The organism is Mesorhizobium sp. BHbdii (assembly GCF_053848045.1).
Window position 1 is genome coordinate 1 of sequence record NZ_JBSPKX010000135.1, and the last position, 514, is coordinate 514.

Below are 514 nucleotides of genomic sequence, written 5' to 3' on the forward strand. Positions count from 1 at the left end.
GCCGAGATCGCCTCGCAGCTGGCCGACGGCAAGAAGATGACCGACATCGCCGGTGTGAAGGACTTCACGACGCCTGGCGGCAACACCGTCAAGTCGCTGTTCCTGACCCCGGTCGCGATCACCAAGGACAATCTCAACGTCGTCATCGACGCCGGTTGGATCAAGAAGGACGAAGTCTGCGCGGGCGTCGCCGCCGGCAGCGTCGCCGCCTGCAAGTAAACGGCGCAATACCGTTCGATATCGACGCCGCGGCCCAAAAGCCGCGGCGTTTCTCAAGGGGCTTCCCGCTTCAAATGACCGCGGAAAGCAAATAGCATCCATGTTCGGTATCCGCGCCAGACGGTAAACCGATGGGAGGATAGCATGACCGACACGACCTCTAATCAACCGGTCGGCAGCACCGCAGCGGACAAGGCGCGTGCATCCGAACTCAGCGCCATCGGACGGTTCCTCAAGGCTACCGAGCTCGATACGCGTATGCTGGGCATGGTCGGTGCGCTGCTGGTCATCTGGG

At 62.1% G+C, this 514-nt stretch carries 2 pseudogenes; both read left to right on the plus strand.

Features of this window, described 5'->3' with window-relative positions:
* Window positions 1–219, plus strand: a pseudogene (locus tag ACWTU8_RS32250) (D-xylose ABC transporter substrate-binding protein); the annotation flags it as partial.
* 144 nt (window positions 220–363) lie between these two features.
* A pseudogene (locus ACWTU8_RS32255) lies at window positions 364–514 on the plus strand (sugar ABC transporter permease); the annotation flags it as partial.